The sequence below is a fragment of the Alteromonas sp. BZK5 genome (assembly GCF_014349115.1).
GTDB classification, from domain to species: Bacteria; Pseudomonadota; Gammaproteobacteria; order Enterobacterales; family Alteromonadaceae; genus Alteromonas; species Alteromonas macleodii.
On record NZ_JACSOE010000166.1, the window covers coordinates 1 to 3,945 of the forward strand.

General features: G+C 40.7%; 3 protein-coding genes and 1 pseudogene. All 4 read left to right on the forward strand.

The window, feature by feature from the left end; genetic code table 11:
* The coding region (locus tag BIZ39_RS20650; protein WP_222936730.1) for a helicase C-terminal domain-containing protein at nucleotides 1-2,406 on the forward strand (2,406 nt) is incomplete at its 5' end.
* 362 nt (nucleotides 2,407-2,768) lie between these two features.
* On the forward strand, nucleotides 2,769-2,951 hold the full coding sequence (locus tag BIZ39_RS20655) for a hypothetical protein (protein WP_187447939.1): 183 nt from the start codon (nucleotides 2,769-2,771) through the stop codon (nucleotides 2,949-2,951).
* A 17-nt stretch (nucleotides 2,952-2,968) separates the two neighbouring features.
* Nucleotides 2,969-3,499 (forward strand): single-stranded DNA-binding protein, encoded by a 531-nt coding sequence (locus BIZ39_RS20660; RefSeq protein ID WP_187447940.1) that lies wholly within the window; start codon nucleotides 2,969-2,971, stop codon nucleotides 3,497-3,499.
* Nucleotides 3,492-3,945: pseudogene (locus BIZ39_RS20665) on the forward strand (HNH endonuclease); the annotation flags it as partial. The gene BIZ39_RS20660 and the pseudogene BIZ39_RS20665, both read left to right, overlap by 8 nt.

The following is a 3,945-nucleotide window of genomic DNA, read 5'->3' on the forward strand; positions in this document are numbered from 1 at the left end:
CTTATGTATTTATCAAAATTAAACGGCGTTGGTGGCCTTGGGCCTGCTGATGGAAGCCAAGCAGCATTTGATTTATTCCTCAAAGCAAGACACCTTCAAAACAAGTATGATGGTAGAGGGTTATTAGGCCTATCAGGTACAACCATTACCAATAGTGTTGTTGAAGCTTATACCTATTTACGGTATTTCTACCTAGATGAAGCGAAGAAAGCCGGAATATCAGACCTAGACACTTTTGTTAGTCTGTTTGCTCAACCCACCACAGAGTTTGAACTATCTATAACAGGTGCTTACAAAGAGCGTACCAGACTCAGAAGCTTTACCAATTTACCAGAGCTATCAGCATTCTTTACTCAATTTTCTTATGTTGTCACAAAAGACGATCTGAAATCACAATGTAAAGCACAAGGAGTGCCATGGTATGAGCCTGAAATAACCGGAGGGAAACCCCAACTGATTATGTGCCCTCGCTCACCTAGTCAGTCTGCATACATGGCTCAAATTCTGGCAAGAGCTGAGAATATAGGCAATGTTGACCCCAGCGAAGATAACATGCTTAAAATTACTTCTGACGCTGCAAAGGCCAGTCTTGATATGCGATTCATTGACCCTAGCTTTGAGGTTGAAGAAAACAGCAAAATTAATATTGCCGCTGCCATAACTGCCAGAGACTATGCCTTATCTCACGACGTAAAAGGAGTAAGCTTAGTCTATATAGATTTAGGTGTACCGGGCGGCGCAAGTGGCCTCAACTTGTACGAAGAATTTAAAAATAAGCTTATTAAGTACGGCGTTTTGGAAAAGCACATTGTTTTTGCTCACGATGCAAATACGCTTCAACGTAAACGCCAAATGGAGACGCAATTAAACAATGGTGATAAACGTGTTTTCGTAAGTTCCACCAGCAAGGGAAGTTCAGGATACAATGTTCAATCGAGAATTATAGCCATTCATAACCTCGACCAATCAATGAGTTGGACGCCCTCTGGCATCGAGCAACGGCTTGGGCGAGGGTTGCGTTCAGGCTCTTTGCTTTTGGCTCAGACAAGAGAAAAAGGCCTTCCCGACCACACAATTAATGTCTATAACTATGCCACTGACCAAAGCCTTGATAGTTTTAGATTTGGTTTGCTAGAAACCAAAGCACGTTTTATCAGCATGCTTAAAAATGCACAGAAACACCAACGTGTACTCACCGAAGAAGAAGCGGGGGAAGCATCAGAAGATACCTTTGCATCTATAAAAGCCGCGATAAGTGGTAATCCCCTCATTTTAGCTGCTGTTTCTACCGATAAAAAAATAAAACAGTTAGAGTCTAAACGCCGTGCGCATCAACATGAAGTCATGGACGCGCAATATTTTGTCAGTAAATACACTGATTACAAAAAAGAACATCAAAACACGCTTGCTTTAGTTGCATTGGATATTGAAAACGCGACTCAACACAAGGATATAATTAGCTTTACGACGTGTAACGGTAAAATAACGGCCAATGCAACTGCGCAAGAAACGCTAGATGAACGTTTAAAATTGGCTGAAACCGCAAAGGTGAAAACGCTTGAAGATTATAAGGCTCAATATCAGGCCATAGAGGAAGAATTAAAAGCGTTACTCAGCGAGGGGGAAGATAAATCATCACCAACCATAAAGCGCCTTGAAGCTTCTATGGATGATGTAACAAGCGCGTATAGAAACGAAAAGGCACGCCGCGTTCGACGCCCCCGCTGTGATCTAGAAATGCTTTTTGAAAAAGAGTTACATCTAGCTAGAAATAGAAACGGTATGTCTCTCTATGGAAGTAAATCACAATTTGGTACTTATCGAGGCTTTGTTGTTAGTGTCGGAATGGATTTTAAGAAACACTATATTTACCTAGAGGGTGAGTACTTTCAACGCCGCTTGAAGTTCGACTCGAAAAAAAGTGTGAGTACCGCCAAAGTATTAGCAACACTTGATGAAATGTTTAATGAAATATGGCAAGAGGAAAACCGAGTAAATCTTCACTATGACGGGATCGCTAAATCATACGCGGTCTATGAGCAGCGACAGCATGCACAATTTAAACATGAAAGCGAGTTGCAAGAGTTAGAGGAATTGCAACACGCTATTCATATAGCGCTATCCAATAAAAAAGACGTTGACCCAAAGTTTGCACACCTTTTACCTAAACAAAACTTTGAAAAAGTCGAGCCTATATTTGTCAGTGACATTGTTTTGCCAGAGCAGGTATCCCCCCCTGAGTGCTATTTACCAGAAAGTGAAGCGGGTACGTCAAACCTACCCACCACTACTAGTACACCAACAGTGGTCGGTAATTTCTTTGAACAAACAGCATCACTCAATTCACTATTTGATGAAGATGAGCAACTAGATGAACTCATAGAAGAACATGGTTTGATTTTTTAAATTGATAGCCACCAGTTAATATCCTTTGCAACTAAGTTCGTATTAACTGGTGGGCTTCCCCCCCACTTCTTAGAATAATTCACAAACTGTTCCTGCTTACCAAATACCCGCTTTTAACCTTACATCGCATCTTCGCCGCTGGCATGAAACTCAGTAGTTGTAAAAAGATCCCGTTTGTCGCTTAACTCACCCTTTCAATTTTGATCTCATTACGGCATAAATAATCATCTAATCATGACGCCGTCAATTAAACAGGCACTTATCCAGGCTCCTAAAAGTAAAGTAGCGAGAATTAGCATTGAGATAATATAAAACTATAAAAAATAATACATTTAACCCTAGTAGCTAGAAGTGAAGTGTTTATGAATCGTATACTTAGTAAGAAACAGCAAGGCAGGCATAATGCGTTTGTTAGGCTTGTAAAATCAAAGTTAGTTAATCCAAGTGTCATGATACCCGAGAGCCAAATAAGTGAATTTTTAGGGCAGACAATGGATATAGAAAAAGCTGCGGATGCATTCATTGAGAAACTCAACAACAGTTAAGGAAGTGACTACACGGTATGCACTCTCGCACAGAACTTATTGGTAGTGTTGATGCCCCCCCTCAGATATCAGAGCATCCCTCTGGTATCACGTTTACAACATTTACACTCACAACAAAAGAAAGGACAAAAACACTCAACGGCGAATGGGCCGACATCGTTGATAATCACCATATCGAGTTCTACGGCATTACCGCTCAGTATATCTTCGACATCGTCACGCCAAATAGCATAGTAATGATCGTTGGAAGAAATAAAAAACGTGCGTGCTCGGACGCTCATAATAAAGATCACTTTTATACGGTTGTTGAGGGTTATCAATTTAAACCTATCTGGATTAACAAGGCAGAACCAAGTATCAAGGCTGAAAATACTCAAAAGAGCCACTTTGAAGATAATGATTTTCAACTATCAAGCCCAGATAGTCCTACCATTCAACATCGGCCACGCTTAGAAGATAATGAGATCCCCCCCGATACGTTTGATGACGATATTGACAGCATCTTAGACCCAAAATACATATTAATTGATAGAGAAGAAAATGAATAAGTATTTCCTCGCCCTCGCATTTTTATTAGTGATGCCGTCAGGTTTTGCAGACATCGTAAAGAAATCATCTAGCGGTATATGTCACGACGATTCATCACCGTTCTTTGAAAGAACAAAGCGTTTTACTGAATTTAAGACGCTATCGTCATGCCTTGACAGTGGTGGAAGATTACCTAAAGGATATTCCTCTCAACATAGTGAAATGGATAAGGCTATAAGCGAAGCAAACGAGCAGCAGCGCCCTTATTCAAAAGCTTACGACAGAGATGATTGGTCGCATTGGGATGATACCGATAACAATGGTTGTAATAGCCGTGATGATGCCCTCATTCAACAAGCAGACGGAAAATTAACCTATAAAGGAAATAGCAAATGCGACGTCATTGCAGGAACATGGTATTTGCCGTATTCCGGGAAAACCTATTCAGGCCCATCAAGCAAAATAG

Coding starts and splice junctions, on each gene's coding strand:
- BIZ39_RS20660 (WP_187447940.1), top strand. CDS start 2,969: ATGCACTCTCGCACAGAACTTATTGGTAGTGTTGATGCCCCCCCTCAG.
- BIZ39_RS20655 (WP_187447939.1), top strand. CDS start 2,769: ATGAATCGTATACTTAGTAAGAAACAGCAAGGCAGGCATAATGCGTTT.